Genomic DNA, 2,077 nt, shown 5'->3' with positions numbered 1-2,077 from the left:
GTAGGTAGACCCAAGGAACCTCCCCTTGAGTCCCCATCAGAACCGTACGTGAGCCTCTCGACTCATACGGCTCCCTCTCCAACAGATGGTAATATTCCAAATTTCCAGTGTGCAAACAAGTTTCTGTCTCTTCTGGCTACTGCACCAAGCCAGTGCTCGGCTCTGCTTCTCGTGTTCTTCTTTTTATAACTTCGTCGTACCCATTTAATCAGACATTGATTGATATAACGCAACACCTCATAAAATTCTGACTTATAATAGTGTGTGTAGTAGTTAATCCATCCTTGCACTACTTTGTTTATCATGTTCCCAATATCTTTTAATGAGAGATCCGCCTTTAACTGTATCTTCCATTCTCTGATCTTCTGTTTCATAGCAGTTTTGGCTTTTTCACTGACCGCAGGCGTAAAGCCTACAAAGAACTTTCCTTCTTTATTCTTATTCAGCCTTGGTCTGAACGTATATCCCAGAAAAGTGAATTGAGTACAACTATAGTTTTGTGACCTTCGGTTATCCTTGCAGTAAACAATACGTGTCTTTTCTTTATTTAGTTCCAATCCAAACTGCTGAAAACGTTCTTCCAGTTTCTGCTTTATAAATACAGCCTGCTTGTACGATTGGCAGTGCAGTACTCCATCATCAGCATATCTTTCCCACCAGATGTTCGGATATGCTTTTGTCATAAAGTCATCAAATACATAGTGAAGAAACAGATTTGCAAGCACAGGACTGATAACTCCACCCTGAGGTGTTCCTGACCTGCGTTCAGCAACTGAGCCATCACTCATGATGAACGGCACTGTAAGCCAGCGTTTTATATAAAGTATCAGCCATTTTATTTGCGTATGTTTCTCAACCATGTACATCAGATATCCATGTTTGATATTATCAAAGAGCCCTTTGATATCTAATTCCAATACCCAGTCTCTTTTAAAACATCTTTCCCTTGCTTGTCCTACTGCCTGAATTGCAGATTTGTTCGGACGGTATCCATATGAGTCCTTGTAAAACATTGGCTCAACCAGCGGTTCAAAGTACATCTTCGCAACCATTTGTGCGATTCTGTCTTCTACTGTTGGAATTCCCAAAATTCTGGTGCCACCATTTTTCTTGGGTATTGCTACTGCCCTTACAGGCTTCGGGAAATAACTTCCTGATGCCATCCGGTTCCATAGTTTATACAGGTTGTTATTAAGATGCTCCTCAAACTCTTTTATGGTTTGTTCATCCACCCCGTAACTTCCTGCGTTTTCCTTTACCGCCTGAAAAGCTGCAATTACAGCCTTCTTTGAAATATCAAACTGTTTTGCTTCGCTCATAAGCTCCTCCTTATTCCTAAGTTGACTTATTTACTCTGCTTGGATACTGTGGCTTCTTCGCTCTGTTTTCTTTTCAGAAACCCTCTTCACTACTACAAGCCACTCTGCCCCTATGACTGTATCAGTACTCTGTACCTTGCGGTTCGTCCACTTGGCACTCTCCCTTAACACCAGCCCGTAGGTTCCCACGTTCCATGTGAATGCCTGAACAGTGTTCATGCCACCTTTACGCTGTCCACCGCATAACCAGTAAATAGGCTCCCGTTATGCTTATCCCAGGTTAACGACTGACCCCCTGGTTTTGATGGAGTCTCTACGCTTTCGACGTTTTCGTAAGTGGTTCACAGCTTCGTTCATCTCCACTGTCCACACCTGACTGTTTTGTACAGCCTTTTCTCTGACGCTCAGTACCATAGCTTTTGACTACAGCACCTCAGAGTGATTTGGAACCTCCACCTATATAGCGGTTCCGATGGGCCTGCCATCATCATTCACACAGCATGGCTATACTTGTTTGGCATCATGCCACAAGTTCTCGCCTTCGTGGCGCACAATCATCAGCGTAGACCACCAGACCTGCATATCCCTTTAACATCGGCGTTACCACCTCTTTGAACCACCATACCAGCACATAGTGCATATAAATACAGGAAATTATCGGAGAGCAGACGGAACCTTGTCCACTTCCTTCCTCTGTTGCTTCAAATTCATAGTTATTCATAATTCCTGCTTTCAGCGTTCGTCTGACAAGGCGGATA

Annotated in this window: 1 protein-coding gene and 1 pseudogene; both read right to left on the bottom strand. The window is 43.4% G+C overall.

The window, feature by feature from the left end; all coding sequences use genetic code 11:
- Nucleotides 1–62 precede the first annotated feature (62 nt).
- The gene (ltrA, locus tag WKT11_RS19680; RefSeq protein ID WP_118138189.1) at nucleotides 63–1,319 is read right to left on the bottom strand and encodes a group II intron reverse transcriptase/maturase; all 1,257 of its coding nucleotides are present in this window, start codon (nucleotides 1,317–1,319) and stop codon (nucleotides 63–65) included.
- A 520-nt stretch (nucleotides 1,320–1,839) separates the two neighbouring features.
- Nucleotides 1,840–2,077 (bottom strand): annotated as a pseudogene (locus WKT11_RS19675) (reverse transcriptase domain-containing protein); the annotation flags it as partial.

This window comes from Blautia sp. HCN-1074 (assembly GCF_037890165.1).
Lineage (GTDB): Bacteria > Bacillota > Clostridia > Lachnospirales > Lachnospiraceae > Blautia_A.
Note: the sequence above shows the minus strand (reverse complement) of the source record. Positions and strands in the feature narration are given on the sequence as shown.

What these genes read in the sequence shown, in the direction of transcription:
- ltrA (WP_118138189.1), bottom strand. Translation starts at nt 1,319, where the DNA reads ATGAGCGAAGCAAAACAGTTTGATATTTCAAAGAAGGCTGTAATTGCA.